General features: G+C 68.8%; 21 protein-coding genes and 1 pseudogene. 14 read left to right on the top strand and 8 right to left on the bottom strand.

The annotated features are described in order from the left end of the window. Positions 1-19 precede the first annotated feature (19 nt). From CLV71_RS08585 to CLV71_RS08555, 7 genes are read left to right on the top strand one after another with little or no spacing between them, the layout of a single operon-like run. The gene (locus CLV71_RS08585; RefSeq protein ID WP_133902103.1) at positions 20-1,228 is read left to right on the top strand and encodes a dipeptidase; all 1,209 of its coding nucleotides are present in this window, start codon (positions 20-22) and stop codon (positions 1,226-1,228) included. Further along, a complete protein-coding gene (locus CLV71_RS08580) occupies positions 1,225-2,850 on the top strand; it encodes an ABC transporter substrate-binding protein (RefSeq protein ID WP_208297473.1) in 1,626 nt (541 codons plus the stop codon). The genes CLV71_RS08585 and CLV71_RS08580 overlap by 4 nt, the downstream gene beginning before the upstream one ends. 17 nt (positions 2,851-2,867) lie before the next feature. Beyond that, complete coding sequence (locus tag CLV71_RS08575; protein ID WP_133902102.1) at positions 2,868-3,836, top strand: ABC transporter permease; 969 nt, start codon at positions 2,868-2,870, stop codon at positions 3,834-3,836. Beyond that, positions 3,833-4,744 carry an ABC transporter permease gene (locus CLV71_RS08570; RefSeq protein ID WP_208297472.1) on the top strand — a complete coding sequence of 304 codons (912 nt, stop codon included), beginning with the start codon at positions 3,833-3,835 and terminating at the stop codon, positions 4,742-4,744. The genes CLV71_RS08575 and CLV71_RS08570 overlap by 4 nt, the downstream gene beginning before the upstream one ends. Next, the gene (locus CLV71_RS08565; protein WP_133902101.1) at positions 4,744-5,925 is read left to right on the top strand and encodes a M24 family metallopeptidase; all 1,182 of its coding nucleotides are present in this window, start codon (positions 4,744-4,746) and stop codon (positions 5,923-5,925) included. Before CLV71_RS08570 ends, CLV71_RS08565 begins: the two co-directional genes overlap by 1 nt. 15 nt (positions 5,926-5,940) lie before the next feature. Continuing rightward, on the top strand, positions 5,941-6,810 hold the full coding sequence (locus tag CLV71_RS08560; RefSeq protein WP_208297471.1) for an alpha/beta fold hydrolase: 870 nt from the start codon (positions 5,941-5,943) through the stop codon (positions 6,808-6,810). Between the two features lie 16 nt (positions 6,811-6,826). Next, on the top strand, positions 6,827-7,837 hold the full coding sequence (locus CLV71_RS08555) for an Lrp/AsnC family transcriptional regulator (RefSeq protein WP_208297470.1): 1,011 nt from the start codon (positions 6,827-6,829) through the stop codon (positions 7,835-7,837). Here CLV71_RS08555 and CLV71_RS08550 read toward each other — a convergent pair. Beyond that, positions 7,826-8,272, bottom strand: coding sequence for a hypothetical protein (locus CLV71_RS08550; protein ID WP_133902099.1), 447 nt, complete (start codon positions 8,270-8,272; stop codon positions 7,826-7,828). The two genes, CLV71_RS08555 and CLV71_RS08550, sit on opposite strands and share 12 nt — an antisense overlap. Positions 8,273-8,283: 11 nt before the next feature. After that, complete coding sequence (locus tag CLV71_RS08545; protein WP_133902098.1) at positions 8,284-8,628, bottom strand: hypothetical protein; 345 nt, start codon at positions 8,626-8,628, stop codon at positions 8,284-8,286. A 147-nt stretch (positions 8,629-8,775) separates the two neighbouring features. Between CLV71_RS08545 and CLV71_RS08540 the strand changes: the two genes are divergently transcribed. The 3 genes and pseudogenes from CLV71_RS08540 to CLV71_RS08530 all read left to right on the top strand — a co-directional run. Further along, positions 8,776-9,384 carry a hypothetical protein gene (locus tag CLV71_RS08540; protein WP_133902097.1) on the top strand — a complete coding sequence of 203 codons (609 nt, stop codon included), beginning with the start codon at positions 8,776-8,778 and terminating at the stop codon, positions 9,382-9,384. Positions 9,385-9,397: 13 nt separating this feature from the next. Then, a complete protein-coding gene (locus tag CLV71_RS08535; RefSeq protein WP_133902096.1) occupies positions 9,398-10,084 on the top strand; it encodes a hypothetical protein in 687 nt (228 codons plus the stop codon). A 246-nt stretch (positions 10,085-10,330) separates the two neighbouring features. Further along, positions 10,331-11,095, top strand: a pseudogene (locus CLV71_RS08530) (MHYT domain-containing protein); the annotation flags it as partial. A gap of 291 nt (positions 11,096-11,386) precedes the next feature. On the opposite strand, the gene CLV71_RS08525 reads toward CLV71_RS08530, so the two are convergent. Then, on the bottom strand, positions 11,387-11,998 hold the full coding sequence (locus tag CLV71_RS08525; protein ID WP_166664006.1) for a TetR/AcrR family transcriptional regulator: 612 nt from the start codon (positions 11,996-11,998) through the stop codon (positions 11,387-11,389). Positions 11,999-12,068: 70 nt separating this feature from the next. Between CLV71_RS08525 and cysD the strand changes: the two genes are divergently transcribed. After that, positions 12,069-12,971 carry a sulfate adenylyltransferase subunit CysD gene (gene cysD / locus CLV71_RS08520; RefSeq protein WP_133902093.1) on the top strand — a complete coding sequence of 301 codons (903 nt, stop codon included), beginning with the start codon at positions 12,069-12,071 and terminating at the stop codon, positions 12,969-12,971. After that, positions 12,971-14,776 (top strand): adenylyl-sulfate kinase, encoded by a 1,806-nt coding sequence (gene cysC, locus CLV71_RS08515; protein ID WP_133902092.1) that lies wholly within the window; start codon positions 12,971-12,973, stop codon positions 14,774-14,776. The genes cysD and cysC overlap by 1 nt, the downstream gene beginning before the upstream one ends. Before the next feature lie 70 nt (positions 14,777-14,846). Here cysC and CLV71_RS08510 read toward each other — a convergent pair whose 3' ends face one another. The 5 genes from CLV71_RS08510 to CLV71_RS08490 all read right to left on the bottom strand — a co-directional run bounded on the left by CLV71_RS08510 (position 14,847) and on the right by CLV71_RS08490 (position 19,550). Further along, on the bottom strand, positions 14,847-15,299 hold the full coding sequence (locus CLV71_RS08510) for an SRPBCC domain-containing protein (RefSeq protein ID WP_133902091.1): 453 nt from the start codon (positions 15,297-15,299) through the stop codon (positions 14,847-14,849). Then, positions 15,296-16,072, bottom strand: coding sequence for an SDR family oxidoreductase (locus CLV71_RS08505; RefSeq protein ID WP_133902090.1), 777 nt, complete (start codon positions 16,070-16,072; stop codon positions 15,296-15,298). Before CLV71_RS08505 ends, CLV71_RS08510 begins: the two co-directional genes overlap by 4 nt. Next, positions 16,069-17,208 carry a sulfotransferase family protein gene (locus CLV71_RS08500; protein ID WP_133902089.1) on the bottom strand — a complete coding sequence of 380 codons (1,140 nt, stop codon included), beginning with the start codon at positions 17,206-17,208 and terminating at the stop codon, positions 16,069-16,071. The genes CLV71_RS08505 and CLV71_RS08500 overlap by 4 nt, the downstream gene beginning before the upstream one ends. Then, positions 17,205-18,269, bottom strand: coding sequence for a DUF1214 domain-containing protein (locus CLV71_RS08495; protein WP_133902088.1), 1,065 nt, complete (start codon positions 18,267-18,269; stop codon positions 17,205-17,207). The genes CLV71_RS08500 and CLV71_RS08495 overlap by 4 nt, the downstream gene beginning before the upstream one ends. A gap of 90 nt (positions 18,270-18,359) precedes the next feature. Next, the gene (locus tag CLV71_RS08490) at positions 18,360-19,550 is read right to left on the bottom strand and encodes an ROK family protein (protein WP_208297469.1); all 1,191 of its coding nucleotides are present in this window, start codon (positions 19,548-19,550) and stop codon (positions 18,360-18,362) included. A gap of 109 nt (positions 19,551-19,659) precedes the next feature. Here CLV71_RS08490 and CLV71_RS08485 point away from each other — a divergent pair, with 109 nt between their 5' ends. Both CLV71_RS08485 and CLV71_RS08480 read left to right on the top strand, forming a co-directional pair. Continuing rightward, positions 19,660-21,156 (top strand): sugar ABC transporter ATP-binding protein, encoded by a 1,497-nt coding sequence (locus CLV71_RS08485; protein WP_133902087.1) that lies wholly within the window; start codon positions 19,660-19,662, stop codon positions 21,154-21,156. Further along, complete coding sequence (locus tag CLV71_RS08480; RefSeq protein ID WP_133902086.1) at positions 21,156-22,208, top strand: ABC transporter permease; 1,053 nt, start codon at positions 21,156-21,158, stop codon at positions 22,206-22,208. Before CLV71_RS08485 ends, CLV71_RS08480 begins: the two co-directional genes overlap by 1 nt. The last annotated feature ends 14 nt before the right edge of the window (positions 22,209-22,222 follow it).

The raw sequence follows: 22,222 nt of genomic DNA, 5'->3' as shown, positions 1-22,222 counted from the left end.
TCAAGACAGGAGAGGCAGAGTGCTGGAGCCCGCCCCCCGCTACACCGGTTACACCGCCTACGAGTACCTCGAGGCAGGCAAGGACTACCGGGCGTTCGACTACGCCCAGCAGGTCGGTCGCGTGCCCGCCTACCAGGGCCTCGAGCTGACCAGCGACCAGGCGGAGCGGACCAAGCGTCTCCTCGCCGAGGAGACGGTCATCTCGCTGCACGAGCACGTGCAGGTGTTCCCCGACGACATGACCGACCTGCGTGAACACATCCGCCAGGGCCGCGAGCCAACGGGCTACGAGGGCCTCGCGCGCTCCGGTCTGACCGCCGTGTTCGACAACGGCATGGACGGCACCTGCTGCATCAGCTCCGACGCGGGCTGGAAGTACCAGGACGTGCTGTTCGACCTGGGCGTTCGCATGGCCGACCTGGCCCACCAGGACTTCGTGATCAAGGCCGAGTCGCTCAAGGACATCGAGCACGCGGCCGAGACCGGACGTATCGCCCACATCTTCGCGCTCGAGGCGGCGACCCCGATCGAGAACGAGATCGACCGGCTCGACGTGCTGTACGGCTTCGGCGTGCGGCAGATGGGCATCGCCTACTCCGAGGCCAACCTGCTCGGCGGCGGCCTCAAGGAGCGCGGCGACGGCGGCCTCACCTACCTGGGTGACCGCGCGGTCGAGCGGATGAACAAGCTCGGCATCGCCATCGACATCTCCCACTCCGGCGACCGCACCGGCCTGGACGTCATCAAGAAGTCGAAGGTGCCGGTCTTCATCACCCACGCCGGTTCGCGCACGGTCTGGCCGACCAACCGCATGAAGGACGACGAGACGATCAGGGCGTGCGCCGAGCGCGGCGGCGTGATCGGCATCGAGGCGGCCCCGCACACCACGCTGTCGAAGGACCACCCGCTGCACTCGCTCGAGTCCGTCATGGACCACTTCAGGTTCTGCGTGGACCTCGTCGGCATCGACCACGTCAGCTTCGGCCCGGACACGCTGTTCGGCGACCACGTCGGCCTGCACAACTCGTTCGCGGCGAACCTCTCGCTCGGCCAGGCCCACGGTGGCGTCGAGTTCGAGAAGGTCGAGTACGTCGACGGCCTGGAGAACCCCGCGGAGGGCTTCCACAACATCATCGGCTGGCTCGTCAAGCACGACTACAGCGACGACGAGATCCGCAAGGTCATCGGGGGCAACACACTACGAGTCCTCAAGGAGGTCTGGGTTTGAAATCACGTACCAGACTGCTCGCGGTAGCCGTCGGAGTCGGTCTTCTCGCCGCCTGTGCGCCGAGTGCGCCGAGCGCGGGCGGCGGTACCGGCTCGACCGGCGGCAAGGAAGTCACCGACGCGACGCTGACCATCGCCACCACTACCGACGTGGTCAACTACAACCCGTTGGTGGGCAACAGCCGCAGTGACTACTGGATCACCAACCTCATGTACCCGCACCTGCTGTCGATCGGCCCGGACGGCGAGAAGCAGCCGGAGCTGGCGCAGAAGTGGGGCTACGTCAACCCGACGACCGGCTACTACGAGATCCGCTCCGGCATGAAGTGGTCGGACGGCCAGCCGCTCACCGCGAAGGACGTGGCGTACACGCTCAACGCGACCAAGAAGGACGCGCCGGCAGGCACGCTCACCGGGCAGCTGACGAACATGGTGTCGGCGACCGCGGTGTCCGACACGCGTGTCGAGGTGAAGCTGTCCGCACCCGACTCGACCGTCATCCCCGAGGTCGGGTTCTGGGGCAACATCGTGCCGGAGCACGTCTTCGAGCCAGCAGGCTCGGTCGCGAAGTTCGCCAACGACGGGTCGAACGGCGGCTGGGTGTCGGCGGGGCCGTACGTGCTCAAGGACGTCCAACGCGGACAGAGCTACACGATGGAGCGGGTCGACGACTACCCGCTGGTCGACGGCGGCAAGCCCAAGGCAGCCAAGATCGTCTACCGCGTGTTCCCGGACGTCAACACGGAGATCCTCTCGCTGAAGAACGGCGACGTGGACGTCATCGCGAACACGCTGCCCCCGGCCCAGGTCAAGAGCCTGCAGAGCACGTCGGGCATCAAGGTCGCGACGGTCCCCGGCCTCGGGTACTCGCACATGACCTACAACATGACCAAGCCGGACCTGGCGAAGAAGGAGGTCCGACAGGCGCTCGCGCAGTCGGTCGACTACGTCGCGATCCGCAAGGTCGTGCTGCAGGACCAGGGTGTCTCGACCGGGTCCAGCCCGATCATGCCGGTGCTGAAGAACTTCTACGACGACTCCATCAAGGAGTACAAGTACGACCCGGACGGCGCGAAGAAGCTGCTGGAACAGGCGGGCTACAAGGCGGACGGCAGCGGGAACTTCCCACTGACGTTCCGGATGATCTACTCGCTGCAGGACCCGGTGACCACGCAGTGGGCGACGCTCGTCAAGGACGGCGCGGCCAAGGCGGGCATCACGATCGAGCTGCAGGGCCTGGAACGCAACACCTACCTCGCGAAGACGGACGACGGCGACTTCGACATCTACGCGGGCAACTTCGCGATCATGGACGACCCGGCCACGAACATGGCGCTGACGTACCTGCCCAAGGGTGCGATCAACTACTCCTACGTGGACGACCCGAAGCTCAACGACCTGATCAACCAGGCGCGGACGACCTTCGAACGTGACGACCAGAAGCCGTTGCTGCAGAAGGCCGCGAAGATGGTGCACGACAACGTGTACGACAACGTGATGTACACGCAGAACCTGTACGTGGCGTACCGGTCGGACTGGAGTGGCTTCCAGATCAAGCCAAGTGAGCTGCTCTCGATCGTCAACCCGATCTCGGTCGCCTCGGCGACCAAGTCCGAGAAGTAGTCAAGGAGTCCGCCCGGATGTCGTTGTTGTCGTTCGTGCTCAAGAGGATCGGTCGCGGTCTGGTCACCATCTGGTTCGCGGTGACGGTGACGTTCCTGATGCTGCGCCTGCTGCCCGGCGACCCCGCGATCGCCATCGCGAGCACGAACATGACGCCGGCGATCCGGGCGGACCTGCTGCACACCTACGGCCTCGACCAGCCGTTGCCCGTGCAGTACGTCAAGTACCTCGGCCAGTTGCTGCAGGGGAACCTCGGTATCTCCTTCAGCCAGAACATCCCCGTGACGGACTCGCTCATGGAGATGCTGCCGTGGACACTGTTGCTGGTCGGTGTCGCTCTTGTGGTGACAGTGTTGTTGGGCATCCCGCTCGGCGTGGCCGCCGCGGCCCGCGCCGGCGGGGTGCTCGACCGTGTCGTCCAGATGGTCGCCGTGACCGGGCAGTCGCTGTTCGTGCCGAGCATCGGCATCCTGCTGCTGTACGTGTTCGGCTTGCAGCTGGGCTGGTTCCCCATCGGGGGCGCTTACACCGACGGGACCTACGGCGGTGCGTGGTACCTGAGCGTCGTCTCCCACCTCGTGCTGCCGATGCTCTCGCTGGTGCTCGTACAGCTGGGCAGCTACGTGCTGACCGTGCGGTCGACGCTGATCGAGGCACTCGGTGAGGACTACGTGACGCTGGCGCGGGCCAACGGCCTGCCACACCGCAGAGTGCTGTGGAAACACGCGCTGCGCAACGCGCTGCTGCCCACGACCACGTTGGTGGGCCTGCAGATCTGCCTGTACCTGGTCGGCGGCGTGATCCTCATCGAGACCGTGTACGCCTACCCGGGCATCGGGCGCGGCATGTTCGACGCCGTGACCCGACTCGACTTCCCGTTGCTGCAGGGCGCCTTCCTGCTGCTGGCCGTGGTCGTGGTGGTCGTCAACATGATCACCGACGTCGTCTACGGCCTGCTCGACCCGCGAGTGAAGGTGGGAGCATGACGATGACCGAGCCCACCCCGCCCGCGGAGCCCGCGCTGCAGGTGTCACCGCCGCCCCCGGCGGCGGCCACCGTGGACGCTCCGGCACGCAACACGTGGCGGCGGTTCCGGCGCGAGCCGCTCGGCATGGCGGCGCTGGTCGTGTTGCTGCTGCTGGCCTTCACGGCCATCGCGGCACCACTGCTCGCGAGCTACCCGAGCGGCTACGGCGACGCGGTGCTCTCGCCGCCGTCCGGCGCGCACTGGTTCGGCACCGACAGCCTCGGCCTCGACGTGTACAGCGAGGTCGTGTGGGGTGCGAGGCAGAGCCTGCTGGTCGCGGCCGCCGCCGCGGTGATCGCCATCGTGTTCGGCACCCTGCTCGCGGTGCTCGGTGCGTACTTCCGCAGGCTGGACGCGGTCATCAGCGTCATCGTCGACCTGACGCTGTCGCTGCCGGTCCTGCCGCTCATGATCCTCGTCGCGGCGCTGATCGGACCGAGCACGCTGACGATCATCCTGGTGATCGCGGCGTTCTCGTGGCCGGAGGTGACCAGGGTGGTGCGCTCGCAGGCGCTCTCGGTCGTCCGGCTGCCCTATGTGGACGCCGCGCGGCTGATGACCAGCTCGCCGGTGTGGATCATCCGCAGGCACGTCGTGCCCGCGGTGATGCCGCTGATCCTGGTCTCCGTGGTGCTGACGGGTTCCAGGGCCGTGCTTTCCGCGGCCGGCCTGGCCTTCCTCGGCCTCGGCGACCCGAACACGTGGTCGTGGGGCCGGATTCTCTACGAGGCACAGCAGGCAGGTGCCATGTCGACGGCGTGGTGGCTGCCGCTGTTCCCCTCCGCCGCGATCTTCCTGCTGGTGCTGGCGGCCACCCTGCTGTCCACCGCTTACAACGACGCTCGCAACCCGAGGCGAAACAAATAATGACGAGCTTTTCCCCGCGGCTCGGTCGCGGTTTCTTCGAAGCTGTCCAGGACCGGGTGCGCACCCGCGCGACCGAGGCCGGACTGGACGCCGTGCTCACCGACGACCCCGAGGACGTCGCGTACCTGACCGGGTTCTTCCACCACCCTGGCGAACGCCCGGTCGCCGTGTGGCTCGACACCGACGGCCGGTGCTTCCTCCTCCTGCCGGAGCTGGAACGTGAGCACGCGCAGATACAGCACGCCGTAGCGGAGCTGGTGTCCTATCCGGAGTATCCCGGCGTCACGCCGCCGTTCTCGGTGCTCGCCGGGGCGGTCGGGCTCGGCAGGCGTCGTGCCGGGCACACGACGTCGATGTCCTACAGCCGCCTGCACGCCGCGGGCACCGCCCTGTCCACTGTGGAGCTGGTGCCGACGGACCTGGTGACGGTCGCGAGGTACGTCAAGCACCCCGTCGAGATCGCGCTGCACCAGGAGGCCGCGCGGATCACCGACCTGATGCTGTCCTCGGGTGCCTGGCTCGTGGCGGAGGCCGTCGCGACCGGCGGCCAGTTCCCGAGCGAGGCCGAGCTCGCCGCACACGTCACGAAGGTCGGCACGTCGACCATGTACGCCGAGCACGACGACGTCATCGTCGTCTCGCCGCTCGCGGGCGGACTGGTCTACGCGGGAGAGAACTCCGTATACCCACACGGACTTCCATCCGGATACCGGCTGCGGCCAGGCGACACGTTCCAGCTGTCGCTCGGCTGCGCGGTCGGCGGCCGGTTCGTGGAGGGGGAGCGGACGTTCGTGCTCGGCGAGCCCTCCGTGGACCAGCGTCGCTACCACGACACCGTCCGCCGCGCGCAGGAGGTGGGCGGCCAGGCCATCAAGCCGGGCGCGGAATGCCGCAGTGCCAACGCCGTCTGCCTCGAGGTGATCCGCGAGGCCGGGCTGGGGCGGTTCCTGCGGCACCGGCAGGGCCACGGGATCGGCCTCGGCATGCACGAGCCGCCGTGGCTCGAGGACGGCGACGCGACCCTGCTGGAGCCGGGCATGATCGTCTCCAACGAGCCCGGCATCTACGTGCCCGGCCACGCGGGCTACCGGATCTCGGACAGCATGCTCGTCACCGAGGGCGGCTCGCGGCCGCTCACGTCGTTCCCGCGATCACTCGACGACTGCGTGATACCCGTCTAGCAAAGGAGAATCTCTGTGTCTGAGTTCGCCGCCGCCACGACAGAGGCGGAGCTGGTGGAGATCAACGGCAACCGGCTGGCCGTCGAGGTCCTCGGGCCCGAGGGCGCGCCAGTGCTGATCGCACACCACGGTGCGCCGGGGCTGGGCTCGCGGGCCGAGCCGAGGGGCAGCTTCGGCCGCCTCGCGGACACCTACCGGGTCGTGGTGTTCGACGCGCGGGGATCCGGGCAGAGCGAGGGAAACGGCACGTTCAGCCACGAGCAGTGGGCCGCGGACGTCGACGCGCTGCGGGAATGGGTTGGCGCGGAACAGATCATCATGGCAGGCGGCTCGTACGGCGGGTTCATGGCCATGGAGTACGCGACACGCTATCCGGATCGCGTTCGCGCGCTGGTGTTGCGGGACACCTCGCCGGACAACTCGAACGAGGAGAGGGCGCTGGCCAACGCGCTGGCGAACACCCGCGTCGAGATCGACCGCGAGAAGTTCGACCGCATCTTCGCCGGGAAGGTCCGCGACGACGCGGACCTGCGCGACTGCTGGCGGGAGATCCTGCCGCTGTACGACTATCACTACGACCCGGCTGCGGTCGAGGCGAAGGTCGAGGCCACGCCGTACCGTTTCGAGGCGCACAACTACGCGTTCTCGGTGAACATGCCGAACTACGACCTCAAACCGGTGCTGCCGAAGATCACCGCGCCGACGCTGATCACGGTCGGCAGGACGGACTGGATAACACCCGTTGAATGCAGCGAGAAGATCGCTAGTCTGATCCCCGGCTCGCGGCTGGTGGTGTTCGAGAAGTCCGGCCACTCACCGCAGATCGAGGAGGCCGAGGCGTGGACCGAAGTAGTACGAGGGTTTCTGGCAGAAGTCGCCCCGTGAGCGAGGCGGGGGAACCGTGAGGCAGTTCGACGACCTCGACCGGCAGATCATCATCTCGCTGCAGGTCGACGGTCGGGCGAGCTGGACGTCGGTCGCCGCGATGTGCGAGACGTCCGTGCCGACGGTCGCGCGGCGCGTCCAGCAACTGGTCGCGGAGAAGCTGTTGAAGATCGCGGTGCTGCCGAACCTCGGCAGCACCGGTCCGACGGAGACGTTCTTCACCCGCATCGGCTGCCGTCCCGGCACGCAGCTCGACGTGGCCGAACAGCTGGTGGCCCGCGAGGACGTGCGGTGGGCGTCGTTGATCACCGGCTCGTACGACATCGCGATCGAGCTGGTGGTCAACTCCGCCGCCACCCGCTACCCGCAGACCATGTTGGAACTGCAGGAGATCGAGGGCGTGCAGCGCTGGTACAGCGACCTGCTCCTGCACGTCTACAAGGCCGCGCACGACTGGTACCGGCAGCTGGTCACCCACGAGGTCCCGGACCAGAGGGTGTCGCTGTGCAGACCCGAACACTTCGACAAGGTCGACTGGGCCATCCTCGACTGCCTGCGCAACGACGGCAGGGCCAGCTTCAAGACGGTCGCCGACGGGTTGAGCCTCAACGAGAGCACGGTCCGCCGCCGCTTCGAGCGCATGATCACCGACGGGTGCGCGGCCGTGTTCACCATCGTCCCTTCGTCACTGCTCGGCCTGGAGGCGGAAACCCTGCTGTGGGTGACCGTCGAGCCCGCGAAGCTCGCCGAGGTCGCCGAGGCGCTGACCCGCCACCCGGCCGTGCGTTATCTCGGCGCCACGCTGGACGGGAACGCGTTGCTGTGCGAGATCATCGCCGACTCGACGGCCGGGCTGTTCGAGTTCACCACGTCCACACTGGCGAAGCTCGCAGGCGTGGTGGGGTGGAACGCGTCGGTCGAACTGCTGACGCTGAAGCGCGGGTTCGTGGAAACCCCGTGGTGGCGCGACCAACTGGCCGAGCACCACGCGGTGGCCGGCGCGAACCACAACGGGTCACGCACGTGACGTGGCGTCGCCGGTGACGGGCGGTCGCGCGAGCACGAAGGGTGTTTCGTCCTCGTTGTCGGTCAACGCCTCGATCGGCGTGGTGAACACGTGTGTCGTCGGGGGCAGCGTGTCGTGGCCGGTCTCCCCGACCACCCGCAGCAGCCGCACGGACTCCTCGTCGTGCAACGGAAACGCCGTGGTCACGCGGAGGCCCTCGAGCACCTCGGGGAAGGTGACGACGTCGACGGTCAGGACGCCGTCCGCGAGCCGCGGAGCCGCGTAGGCGTCCGACTGGGGGACGGCGTAGACCCCGTTCTCGTCCGGATGGCACAGATCACCGATGGCGACCAGCGTCCGCTCGGCATCGGACCCCTCGGGGTCGATGACGAGAGCCAGCACCCATTCCTCGGGGTCGTCCGGGTTGATCCCGGTCTCCAGCACAACCTCGGCCACGGCCGGTGAACCTACCCCTCCGCGTCGGTAAGACCACTGTCCGCCAGGCCGAGCGCGCGCGCCGCGATCTCGTGGACGGTCCTCAGCGGAACGAGCACCGCGGCGTCCCAGGACTCGTCGTCCGGTCCCACCAGTATCGCCACCTGGTCGTCCTCGCCGAGGGCCCAGAAGACACCCGCACCGGCACACGTGCCGACCGCGAGCGAGCGGCGTGAGTCCCAGTCGGCGCCGTCGATCTCGCGCAGGCGAGCCAGTTCCTCGCGCGGGGCCCGGATGTTCAGCTCCCACTGCGGTGACTGGAGCTTCACCACGGCGGGGCCGTCGCCGGCCGGGAGGTCGATGGTCACGTCCACCACGCGGTCATGATCTCAAGCCCTCGTGGTGGCCCACGCGGTGGTCCCCGCGTTGCTCCAGGTGGCCTAATCCCGACGGCTTGTGGTTTCCCCGCAGACCAATCAGGGCACTACCACGACATCCAAGTCTGTTCAGGGAAGGAGTGCACGATGTCGACTGCGGGAATAGTCATCCTGGTCGTCGTCCTGCTCGCCGTGTTGTTCGCGGCCGGTTGGTACCTGGGTGGGCTGGCACGCAGCCGCCGCCTGCGCAACCGGTTCGGACCGGAGTACGACCGCAGCCTCGAGTCAGCCGACAGCCGCCGCACCGCCGAGCGTGAGCTCACGGCGCGGGAGAAGCGGTACGCGGAGCTGGATCTCAAGCCACTGCCAGTCGCCGCGCGTGCGCGCTACGTGGAGGAGTGGACGGGTATCCAGGAGCGCTTCGTCGACGCACCCGACGAAAGCCTCGCGGAGGCCGACGAGCTGGTGCACTCCGTGATGCGTGACCGGGGTTACCCCACCGACGGGTTCGACCAGCAGGCTGCCGACCTCTCCGTCGAGCACGCCGACGTGGTCAGCCACTACCGCGACGCCCACCGCATCCGCGGCACGGCCGAAGCGGACACCGAGGAGCAGCGACAGGCGCTCGTGCACTACCGCGCCCTCTTCCGCTCGCTGGTCGGTCCGATCGAGACAGTCGACCCCGACAAGGCCGAGGTGCCGGCAGCACGTGAGACCACGGAAGGCGCGGTCGACGGCGCGCGGCTGAAGAGCTAGCAGGAGGCACGACATGACTGAGCACAAGACGAAGTTCGTGGAGGAACCGGTCGGCTACGACCACCCCGCGACCGAGCGTATCCCCGTTCAGGGTGAACTTTCCGACGAACGTGTGCCCGCCGACAGATCCTTCGCGCAGGACGAGGAGGACCGTCTGGAGCCGGACCGCGACGCTCTGGAGCGGGATCGCGACGGCGTGGAGCCAGACCGCGACGGTCTGCAGCCCCGGCCCGAGGCGTTCGAGTCCGAATCGGATCGTCCGGAGTCGGACCTGGACCGTCCGGAGTCCCTGGAGACGCAGGAGAACGTGCAGGCGGACGACTACCGGGAGCCTGTCGCCGAGCCGGGTGACTACCAGGAACCCGTTGCGGAGCCGGGTGACTACCAGGAGACAGCTCGGGAGACCACCGAGGCGCCCGCCACCGCTTCCGCGCAGTCGGAGCCGAGCGAGGTGTTCTTCGACGAGACCGCGATGAGCGGCTTCCGTGACCGGTGGCGCGAGCTGCAGGGCGGCTTCGTGGACGACCCGGAGGACTCCGTGCGTGGCGCGGGCGAGCTGGTCGACGAAATCATGCGTGAGCTGGCCGAGCGCAAGGCCGGGCTCGACGAGCGGTGGCGTGCCGGCGATGCCGGGACCGAGGAGCTGCGGGTGGTCATCCGCGAGTACCGCGCATTCTTCAACCGGCTGCTGACCGACTGACGATCTGATCATCGAAACGCGGGTCACCGACACAGGTGGCCCGCGTTTCGTCATTTCTTTTCGAAGCAATGATCACTGCGTTGCTCGATGCAACTTGCACCGGACCTGCGACGGGTCGCGGGGGTTGACATGGTGTGCAAACTCGACTTGCATTCACGTTGCGTCTGGTAAGCACGTGTTTCAGACGTTGTTGATTTCATTTGGCGCTGGTCGGGGCGGCGCGCGGGTCGAAGAGGGGGACCTGTCATGCCTCATGCCGCGGAGCATGTCCATCATTTCGCGATGGGCTCGTGGCTGTTGTTCTTCGCGTACGTCGTCTCGGTGGTCGGGTGCGTCGTCGGACTCGCGTGCACGCTGCAGGCACGCAACCTGACGGGTAGGGCGCGGCTCGGCTGGCTCGTCGCCGCCGCGGTCTCGATCGGCGGCGTCGGCATCTGGCTGATGCACTTCATCGCCATGCTGGGCTTCGACACCCCCGGCTTCCCGGTCCGCTACGACCTCGGCCGTACGGCGCTCTCCGCGCTCCTGTCGATCTCCGCCACGTTCGTCGGGCTGGTGGTCTTCGGCGTCCGCAAGCGGTACTCCGTGCCCCGCCTGGTGGCCGGCGGCATCATCATGGGCCTCGCGGTGAACCTCATGCACTACACGGGCATGTGGGCCATCCAGATCCAGGGCACGAGCACCTACAACTCGACGCTGGTGTGGCTCTCGATCGCCATCGCGGTCGTCGCGGCCACCGCGGCGCTGTGGTTCACGGTCATCTTCGACAGCACCGCACTCCGTCTCGTCGCCGGCATGGTCATGGGGGTCGCGGTCACCGGCATGCACTACACGGGCATGGCCGCGATCGAGGTGACCATCGACCCGACTGCGCCACCGCCGGGCGGGGTCGAGGTGTTCACGTTCCTGTTCCCGGTGTTCGTGCTCGCCGTGCTGGCGCTCGCGGTGCCGATCTACGCGGTGCTGATGGCGTCGACCTGGTACGAGACGACCGCGAAGCCCGAGGACGTCGAGGACATCGTGCCGGTGAGCTCCTCGACGTCGTCGAAGCACCGGACCCAGGCGCTGGGCCAGGGAGTGCGTGGTGTCGGACAGTTGGCGAACCGGTTCCCCACGCAACAGGAGCGTCCTCCCACCGTCGAGCAACCGAAACGAACGGAACAACCCGGGCGACCGCAGGAGCAACCGGACCGAACGCCCATCAGGCAACCGGATCCGACGTCGTCCAGGCCCAAGGAGCCACTGCCGACTAGACGCCCAGCCGGGCGTTAGTCAGGTTCGTCGCCACGCCCTGCTACCCCCTCAGGGCGTGGCGACGATCCCTCGTTCGATCGTCTCGGTCGCGAAGTCGACCATGCGGGCCGCCGAGATGCGGGCCTGCAGCGAGCCGCCGTGGACGATGTCGTCCGCGAGGCCGATGAGCGAGTCCCACACCCAGTAGGCCGTCGCCGGGTGGTCGACCAGCGTCTGTCCCGACGCGGCGGCCGTCTCGTGCAGCGCCCGCTCCAGGGCGCGGGCCATCCTGCGGAAGACGGTCGCCGACGTGACCGCCCGCCTGCCGCGCGGTCCGCCGGCCAGCACCTTCGACTCCCACTGCTGCGCGGAGCGGCCGAACAGCCGCCACAGCTCCCGCACCTGCGGCAGGATCTCCCTGAGCAGCCCCGCGATCCCGACCGTGCGGTCGAGCCCGTCGAGCGTCGTGCGCAGCGTCTCCAGCCGGGCGGCCATGAGCGCGACGAACACGTCCTCCTTGCCGTCGAAGTACTGGTAGAGCGTGCCTGAGCTGACGCCGGCGCCGACGGCGATCGCGCGCATGGTGAGTCCGGCGTAACCGGACTCGGCCAGCAGGTCCTCGGCCGACGCCAGTATGTCGCGTCTGCGTGCCTGCGCGTCTCCCCACGCGGTGGTCTCCACGCCACAACGGTACCCCAGGCCGAACGATGTCCGGCGCATATTGAACGTTGTTCAAAATGGGCCTAGGGTGATGGACGTGCAAACGCATCTCGACTGGCTCGAGGCGGAGAGCATCGACATCATGCGCGAGGCAGCCGCCGAGAGCGAACGCCCGGTCCTGCTGTACTCCATCGGAAAGGACTCCTCGACCCTGCTTCACCTGGCACGCAAGGCTTTCCACCCGTCGCGCCCGCCGTTCCCACTGCTGCACGTCGACACGACGTGGAAGTTCCGCGAGATGATCGACTTCCGCGACCGCACGGTGGCCGAGCTGGGGCTGGAGCTGATCGTGCACCGCAACCCCGAGTGCGTCGCGCTCGGCATCAACCCGTTCGACCACGGCTCGGCCGTGCACACGGACATGTGGAAGACCCATGGCCTGCGCCAGGCCATGGACGAGCACCGCTTCGACCTCGCGTTCGGTGGCGCCCGCCGCGACGAGGAACCGGTGCGTGCCAAGGAACGCGTGTTCTCGTTCCGCACGGCCGACCACCAGTGGGACCCGCGCGGGCAACGCCCCGAGCTGTGGCGGCTGTACAACGCGCGGAAGGCGCCGGGGGAGAGCATCCGCGTCTTCCCGCTGTCGAACTGGACCGAGCTGGACGTCTGGCGCTACATCGAACGTGAGGAGATTCCGGTGGTGCCACTGTACTTCGCGGCACCGAGACCGGTGGTGACCCGCGACGGCAGCCTGATCATGGTCGACGACGACCGCCTGCCGTTGAACCCTGGCGAGGAGCCGTCGTCCCGGACGGTCCGGTTCCGCACCCTGGGCTGCTACCCGCTGACGGGTGCGGTGCCCAGCACGGCGACGACGGTGGCCGAGGTGATCGCCGAGACCGCGGCGGCGGACACGTCCGAACGGCAGGGCCGCGTGATCGACCGCGACCAGTCCGGCTCCATGGAACGCAAGAAGCGTGAGGGGTACTTCTGATGGACCTGTTGCGGTTCATCACGTGCGGCAGCGTCGACGACGGCAAGAGCACGCTGATCGGCAGGCTGCTGTACGACACCCGAGTGCTGCACTCCGACCAGCTGGCCGCCCTCTCGGCGCGGGACATGGACTTCGCGTCCCTTGTGGACGGACTGCTGGCGGAACGCGAACAGGGCATCACGATCGACGTGGCGTACCGCTACTTCGGGACGTCGTCGCGGCGGTTCATCGTGGCGGACACACCCGGCCACGAGCAGTACACGCGCAACATGGTGACGGGCGCGTCGACCGCGGACGCGGCGGTGATCCTGCTGGACGCCAGGAAGGGCGTGCTGCGCCAGACGCGGCGGCACAGCCACGTGGTGTCCCTGCTGGGAATTCGCCGCGTGGCGCTGGCGGTCAACAAGATGGACCTCGTCGGGTTCACCGAGTCCCGTTTCGTCGCCATAGCCGAGGAGTACCGCGAGTTCGCGGCGACCATCGGCATCGAGGACGTGACGTGTGTCCCGGTGGTGGCGCTGGACGGGTCCAACGTGGTCGGTCGCGCGTCGCGAACACCGTGGTACGACGGCCCGACGCTGCTGTCCTGGCTGGAGACCGTGCCGGTCGACGCGCAACGCCCCGGCCCGTTCCGCATGATCGTCCGCTGGGTCAACCGGGCCGCCGACTTCCGCGGTGTGTCGGGCCTGGTGGTCGGCGGCTCGGTCTCGGTCGGCGACCGGGTGCGGGTCGTCCCGGGTGGTGTGGAGACGACCGTGTCGCGCCTGGTCACCTTCGACGGCGAACTGCGGTCGGCCGCCACGGGCCAGTCGATCACGGTGGTGTTGGCCGACGACGTGGACGTCTCGCGGGGTGCGGTGCTGGCGGGCGCGGAGCCACCTGGTGTCGCGGACGCGTGCCAGGCGGACCTGATCTGGATGTCGGAGCAGGAGATGCTCCCGGGCCGCCGGTACCTGGCGAAGCTGGGGGCCAGGACGGTGGGCGTGACGGTCGACACGCCCAAGCACCGCCTCGACGTGGACACCGGCGCCCACCTGGCGGCGAAGACGTTGCGGCTGAACGAGATCGGTGTCGGCAACGTCCACTTCGACCAGCCGGTGGCGCTCGATCCCTACCGTGCCAACAGAGACCTCGGCGGGTTCATCGTCATCGATCGCCTGACCAACGCGACCGTGGGCGCGGGCCTGGTCCGTTTCCCGCTGCGGCGGGCGACGAACGTGCACTGGCAGGCCATGTCGGTGAACAAGGCGATGCGTGCGGAGCGCAATGGCCACCGGGGCTGCGTGGTGTGGTTCACGGGCCTGTCGGGTGCCGGGAAGTCGACGATCGCCGACCTGGTGGAGCAGCGGCTGCACCGGGAGGGCCGCCACACCTTCGTCCTGGACGGCGACAACGTGCGGCACGGCCTGAACAAGGACCTCGGCTTCACCGACGCCGACCGGGTGGAGAACGTGCGCCGCGTCGCGGAGGTGGCGGCTCTGCTGGTCGACGCCGGGCTGATCGTGCTGGTGTCGTTCATCTCCCCGTTCCGCGCGGAACGCGCACTGGCCAGAGGAGTCGTGGCGGCGAACGAGTTCTGCGAGGTCTTCGTGGACACCCCGCTGGCGGTGGCGGAGGAACGGGACCCGAAGGGCCTGTACGCGAAGGCCCGCCGGGGCGAGCTGCCCAACTTCACGGGCATCGACTCACCCTACGAACGGCCCGAGACCCCGGAGATCCACCTGGACACGACGGAGCTGACCCCGGAGGAGGCGGCCGAAGCGGTACTGGCGAAGCTGGCCGAGCTGGGTGTGACCCCCGGGTAGGACCGCACTGAAGGACGCCTTCCTAACGCCCAGCGTTACGAAGGCGTCCTTCAGTGCGGTGCCGGCGGGGTCAGCGGGACAGGGACTCGACCCGGGTCTTCAGTGCGTGGGCGACCGAATCGAAGCCGGACTTGATCCACTTGCCGGTCATCTCCATGACCTTGTCCGCGTACTCGCCGCTGATCGTGTCGGTGGTGTGGTAGGCGCAGGTCGTCGGGCCGCGTTCGGTGATCCACTGGTCCCGGACGGCGAAGATGCCCGGCATCTCGTTCGCCGTGTCGTAGCGCAGGTGGCGCGGTGGGTCCACGACCCGTACGTACTCGCGGTTGACGAAGGTCCCGCCGGAGCCGTCCACCGCGGGCAGCGTCAGGTCGATCGGCTCGCCGATCCCCAGGGTGGTCGTCACCGCCACCGTGTACGGGTTCCACTCCGGGTAGGCAGGGTAGTCGGTCAGCACCTGCCACACGAGTTCGGCGGGCGCGCCGATCTCCACCACCACCGAACGGACGATGTACTCGGTCATGCCGGCATGTACTCCCCGCCGTTGACGTCCAGCACGGCACCGGTGACCTCGGAGGCCAGGCCGGACAACAGGAACAGGACCGCGCCCGCGCACGCCTCGTCCGTGGGGATGCGGTCGAGTGGGTTCCTGGCGGCGATCTCGTCGTAGACGTCCTGTTCGGTCACGCCTCGCTGGTCCGAGGTCATCTTCAGGTAGAAGCGGACACCGGGGCCGTCCAGCCAGCCCATGATCGCCTGGTTCACCCGGATTCCCTTCGAACCCAGCTCCAGCGCCAGGTACTGCGTCGCGCACGCCATCGCGGCCTTCGCCACCGCGTAGCCGCCCTCGCCCCGCAGCGGTCGCCGCGTCGACATGGTGCCCACGTTGACGATCGAGCTGCCCGCGGGCATGTGCGGCACCACCGCCCTGGTCATCTCCAGCGCACCGTGCAGGATGATGTCCATCGAGCGCCGCAGTTGCTTGTCCGGCGTGTCCAGCAGGTCGGCGAAGCCGGGATGCGAGTACGCCGAGTTGACCAGGCCCGTGACCTTCCCGAACCGCTCGACCGCCGTCGCCGCGACCCGGGCCACGTCCTCGGGTTTCCTGACGTCGCACCGGACCGCGACGGCCTCGCCGCCGGCCGCCGCCGCGTCCTTGGCCACCTGGTCCATCACCTGCGGGGAACGGGCCGCCATCACCACCTTCGCGCCCTCCGCGGCCGCTCTCGCGGCCAGCTTCGCGCCAAGGCCGGGACCGACACCGGAGACGATGACCACCTCGCCGTCAAGGATCACGGCACTACCTCCTCGTAGAACGCGAAGTCGCGCTTCAGGTCCGCTTCCGACAGGCCGAAGTCCGCCGCGGTGTAGGTGTGCGAGCCGTGCCGCTGCGCCCGGTTCCGCGCGAGGTACGCCGACAGCGCCTCGCGGTCGGCCGGCACGCCGACGAGGCCGGACACGCGCACGGCCTCGGCCAGCGGGTCGGACACCACGTCCCGGAAGCGCACGTCCACGAAGCGGTCCGGCCTGCGGGCACGCACCGAGGTGAACTCCCGCAGGGTGGCCGCGAAGCGGTCGCGCCAGTAGCGGCCGATCGCGACGGGGTCCACGTCGTCGCTGTACTGGTGGCAGATCGAGGTGACCATCGACGCGTACGACGGCACCGCCTCGGCCGGGGAGCGGTGCGTCATCACGATCCTGCACGTCGGAAACGTGTCCAGCACCGTGTCCACCGCCGTCAGGTGGTGCGGGGACTTCAGCACCCACGGCTTTCCCCGGCGCGACGGGTCCTGCCACTGCAGCACCTGCAGCCACTCCCGAAGCTCCCGGTACGCCTGCGTCTGGTCGGCGGCCCGCAACCACAGGCCGTACGTCGGCACCTGGTAGAACGAGTCGAAGCTCATCGACACGAAGGTGCGGTCGAGCAGGATGACGTCCTCCTCGGGCCCGTCCCACTCGATCGTGTGGATGTCGCCGAACTCCGGGGTCATGCGCAGGAACAGCTCGGCCCGGTCCTTGGCCCGCTGCTTGCGTTCCGCCGCGTCGGGGCCCTCGCCGGGGAACGGCAGCGGGTAGGACGTCTCCCACGACAGCGTCGACGTCACCGAGGGCGACGCGGCCAGAAGCCGGTGCATCAGCGTGGATCCGGTGCGCGGCAGGCCGCAGATCTCCGCCGCCACGACCACTTCCTCGTCGAGGATCGCCGGGTGCTCCGACTGTGCCTGTCGCAGCCGGAGGCGGTCGGCCAGCAACGCGGTGAGCCTGCGCCGGGTCAGTGCCAGGCCCAGCTCGGAGAGGCGTGCCTCGGACCTAAGCGCGGTCACCAGTACCCGCAACGGTTCCACGAACCACTCGTCGCCGAAGTCGGTCAGGCCGGTCTTCTCGCGGGCACTCGCCAGCAGGCCGTCGACGTCGAGCAGGGCGGTGGTCATCGGTCCTCCAGGTCGATCACGCTGCACCGCGGGACGGGGTGGACCTTCGCCCCGAGCCACCGCAGCAACGCGGTGCCGCTCTCGTGGCCGCACGTGTCGATCCAGTTGCCCCAGCCGGGATCCCGTGCCGCGACGACGATCGTCAGCCGGTCGCCGTCGAGCTTCGCCGTGTGCTTGTTCACGGTGATGCGGCGTTCGTGGTCCAGCGACTCCATCCACCAGTTGCTCAGCTGGAAGTTCCAGTATGGACAGTCGGGGACCTCGGTCTCGATCACCCAGGCCTGGTGCGGTTCGAGGGTCCAGTAGCCGTGCAGGTAGAAGATCTCCGGGTCGCCGCCCGCCCGCTGGAACATGTCCTGCCCGAAGTCCGGCAGCTCGTTGGGGCGGCTCATGAACGTCTCGGTCCAGTACGCGAACGTGGCCGCCGTGCCGTGCACCGAGAGCGCGGCACGCTTCAGCGCCCTGGCCAGGAAGGCGGGATCCACGTCCTTCGGCAGCGCCGGCCCGTCGACCTGCGCGATGTGCCAGCTGCCGGGGACCTCGGTCGTGCGGTCGAGGTAGGTCTGGCGCACGACGAGGCCCGTCGAGTCCGCCGCCAGCGGCAACCAGTTCCTGTCGTGCGGGGTCGCGCTCGCGATGATCTCCACGGTGCCGTCGGGGTTGACGGCGAGGTCGCGGTCGGACAGCTCGCCCGTCGAGGCCATCGTGCCGTCCTTGGCGTACCGGTTGGCCTTCGAGCCGATGCTGAAGTACGCGATGGTGCCGCGTGTCCCGGTGATCCGGTAGGTGCGGTCGCCGCGGATGTTCGCCGAGAGGTAGACGTTGTCCGGGTTGTCCGCGCCGATCTTGACGCGGTCCAGCTCGTGGAAGCGGGGGAAGTCGGGGTCGGCGTTCTCGACCGTGGAGTACAGCATCTCGCGGACCAGCCGCGTCAGGTAGCGGTAGCCCTCGGCCCGGTCGAGCGGGGTGGCCGGCGCCTTCTCCCGCAGCACGACCTCGCCCGCCTTCTCCAGCGCACGGCAGAACTCGACCCACGCCTGCCCGGACTGCACGTCGTCCATGCCACCTCCCGCGCGGCGAATCTAGAACACGTTCTACCAGAGGAGGCAGTATTGGACAACGTTCAGAACCCCCACGTCGATGCTTGGCGCTCAGCTGATCAGCGCGTCCACGTGGGCCGGGGCCAGCGCGTGGTCGATCACCATGACCGCGGCGCCGATGATGCCCGCGCGGTCGCCGGTGCGGGACTGCACGATCCGCAGGTCCTGCGTGGCAAGGGGAAGCGACCGCCGGTAGACAACCTCGCGGACGCCCGCGATCAGGTGCTCGCCCGCCCGCGCGAGCGAACCGCCGATCACGATCACCGACGGGTTGAACAGGCTGACGGCCGCCGCCAGCACCTCGCCGATGTCGCGGCCCGCCTGCCGCACGGCGTGCAGCGCCTCGACGGAGCCGCCGCGGGCGAGCGCCACCACGTCCTGGCTCGACTTGGCGGGCAGGCCCTGGTCGGTCAGCCGGGCCGCGATGGCCGCGCCGCTCGCGACCGCCTCGAGACAGCCCGTGTTGCCGCACCGGCACACGATGTCCGAGCCGTGCGGCAGCTGCAGGTGCCCGAGGTCGCCCGCCGCGCCCTGTGCGCCACGGTGCAGGCGGCCGTGGCTCATCAGGCCGCTGCCGATGCCGGTCGCGACCTTGACGAACATCATGTGCTCGGCCGTCGGCCACTGCGTGAAGTGCTCGCCGAGGGCCATGATGTTGACGTCGTTGTCGACGAGCGCCACCACACCGAGGTGTTCCCGCAGGTAGCCCTGCACGTCGAAGTTGTCCCAGCCGGGCATGATCGGCGGGTTCACCGGCCTGCCGGAGGAGTGCTCGACCGGGCCGGGCAGGCCGACGCCGATGCCGATCAGGTCCGCCGGGCCGCGCCCGACACTCGCGAGCAACTCGTGAAAGCGTTCGATCATCCACCGCAGCACGGTGTCCGGGCCGAGCCCGACGTCGAGGTCGTCGCGGTGCTCGGCGAGCACGTGGCCCGCGAGGTCGGTGACCGCGACCCGTCCGTGCGTCGCGCCGACGTCCGCGGCGAGCGCGACCCGGGCCGACGGGTTGAACGCGAACTGGGCGGGCGGGCGACCGCCGGTCGACGTTGCCTCGCCGGCCGGGCCGATGAAGTCGGCGGCGAGCAGAGCGTCGATCCGTTGCGCGATGGTCGAACGGGCCAGCCCGGTGAGTGCGGCCAGCTCGGCGCGGGTGCGTGGCTGCCCGTCGCGCATCAGGCGCAGCAGGGCGCCGGCGCCCGCACCAGCGTCGCCGAGGTAGTTCACACCCGGGCCTTCGACCACCTCCCTAGTCAAACACACCCGAGTTCTGCTAGATGTCCCAAAGATACGTTGGCAACAAACTTGCAACTTTTGATTGTTGTGCGTCAAAAGTCGGGTTAGGTTCAGCGGCATGGCAGTGGCGCCCGTCACCGACACCCTGTTGCGGATGCGGGACATCCGCAAGTCCTTTCTCGGCGTGCCAGTCCTCCAGGGCGTCGACCTGGACGTGCGAGCCGGCGAAGTCCACGCGCTGATGGGCGAGAACGGTGCGGGCAAGTCGACGCTGATGAAGATCCTCGCCGGGGTCTACCAGGCCGACGGCGGCACGATCGAGCTGAACGGCCAGGAGGTCGCCTTCGCGCACCCGCTGGAGGCGCAGCACGCGGGCGTGTCCACGGTGTTCCAGGAGTTCAACCTGCTCCCGGAGCGAACCGTTGCGGAAAACGTTTTCCTGGCCCGTGAGCCGCGAAGACGCGGCCTCGTCGACGTCGACAGGATGAACGCCGACACCGCCGCCCTGCTCGCCGAACTCGGTCTCGACTGGTTGACGCCCCGCCGCAGGGTGAGCACGCTCTCCGTGGCGGGGCAGCAGATCGTCGAGGTGGTCAAGGCGCTGTCCTACGACGCGCGGATCATCTCGATGGACGAGCCGACCGCCGCGCTCGCCGACGAGGAGGTCGAGCTGCTCTACCGGCTCGTTCGCACGCTGCGCGAGCGCGGCGTTGCCGTCCTCTACGTCTCCCACCGCCTCAAGGAGATCTTCGACCTGTCCGACCGGGTGACCGTGCTCAAGGACGGCGCGCTCGTCGACACGGTCGAGACGGCGTCGATCACCCCGGACGACCTGGTCCGCAGGATGGTCGGCCGCCCCATCACGAGCTTCTTCCCGGATCCGGTGCCGGGCACCGAGATCGGCGACGTGCGGTTACGCATCCGGGGCGGTGGCAACGAACAGCTCGACGGCATCGACCTCGACGTGCGGGCGGGGGAGATCACCGCGCTCGCCGGCCTGCAGGGCAGTGGCCGCACGGAGATCGCGCACGCGTTGTTCGGCGTGGCCAGGTTCACGCGGGGCACGGTCGAGCTGGACGGCAGGCCGGTGCGGCTTCGGTCGTCGCGGCAGGCGGTGGCGGCCGGGCTCGCACTGGTGACCGAGGACCGCAAGGCGGAAGGGTTGGCGCTCAACCAGTCCGTCGCCGCGAACGCCAGGCTGGTGCTGGATGCCGTGCTACCGGGGCAGTCCGGCAGGCGGGCGCGCGGGATCCCCGGCATCCTCTCGTCACTGGAGCTGGTGTCGCAGGGCGCGGACCAGGAGGTGAGGTTCCTGTCGGGCGGCAACCAGCAGAAGGTGGTGCTGGCCAAGTGGTTGGCCACCGAGCCCGCGGTGATGGTGCTCGACGAGCCGACGCGTGGCATCGACGTCGGTGCCAAACAGAAGGTGTACACGCTGATGCGTGAGCTGTGCGCGCGTGGCGTCGCGATCCTGATGATCTCCTCGGAGCTGCAGGAGGTCATCGGCATGGCCGACCGCATCGTCGTGCTGCGCGACGGCCGGATCGCGGGCGAGCTGCCCGCCGGCGCGGACGAGGAGAGCGTCATGCGGATCGCGACCGGGCAGGTCGCGTGATGGGCACCGGCCTGACCCGCCGACTGGGCAGTACCGAGCTGGTCTACCTGGCGCTGCTCGGCATCCTGGTGATCGGCTTCGCGCTGGTGGCGCTGGACGGTGGAAACCTGTTCGGCACGGCCAACCTCGTGGACATGCTGACTCGGTCGAGCCTGCTCGGTTTTGTCGCGTTGGGACAGACGTTCGTGATCCTGTGCGGGTCGCTGGACCTGTCGGTCGGGTACGTGATGGCGCTGTGCAGCCTGGTCGGGGCGACGACGATGGCGGGTGATCCGGCGAAGGTACCGCTCGGCATCGCCGCGGTGCTGGTGGTGGCGGCGGGGATCGGCCTGCTGAACGGCCTGGTCGTGTCGGTGCTGAAAGTGAACCCGTTCATCGCGACGCTGGGCATGGGCCTGATCGTCAAGGGGTACCTGGACACGACGTACAAGGGCCCGGCCGGGGAGGTGCCCGCGGCGTTCCAGCAGTTCGGGTACAGCCGGATCGGGTTCCTGCCGGTGTCGACCGCGGTGATGCTGGTCGCGGTGGTGGCGGGGATCCTGTACCTGCGCCGGACGCGGATGGGGTACCACATGTTCGCGGTGGGCGGCAGCGCGGAGGTCGCGCGCCTGTCGGGTATCCGGACCGGTCGGGTGATCGTCACGGCGCACGTGCTGTGTGCGGTGGCGGCCGGGGTGGCGGGCCTGCTGATCGCGGCGCGGTTCGGCACGGGCAGTGCGCTCGTGTACAGCTCGGGCTACGACCTGGACTCCATCGCGGCCGTCGTGCTGGGCGGGACGCTGCTGATGGGTGGCAGGGGTGGGATAGCGGGCACGCTCGGCGGGGTCCTGATCCTGGCGGTTCTGGACACGGTGTTCAACATCCTGCAGGTGGACCCGTTCTTCAAGGACGTCCTGCGCGGTGCGGTGATCATCGCCGCGGTGGCGATCTACGCCCGCCGCCAGATCGACCGCCGGGCGAGCAGAGCCCGCTTCGACCCGAACGGCCCACCCCCGGAACCGACCCCCACCCCGAAGGACCCACATCCGGCACAGCAGGGGGCGCCACAATGATCCGGCGGATCTCG

The organism is Actinophytocola oryzae (assembly GCF_004364325.1).
In the GTDB taxonomy this organism is placed as follows: domain Bacteria; phylum Actinomycetota; class Actinomycetes; order Mycobacteriales; family Pseudonocardiaceae; genus Actinophytocola; species Actinophytocola oryzae.
This window is presented reverse-complemented; position numbering and strand designations above follow the sequence as displayed.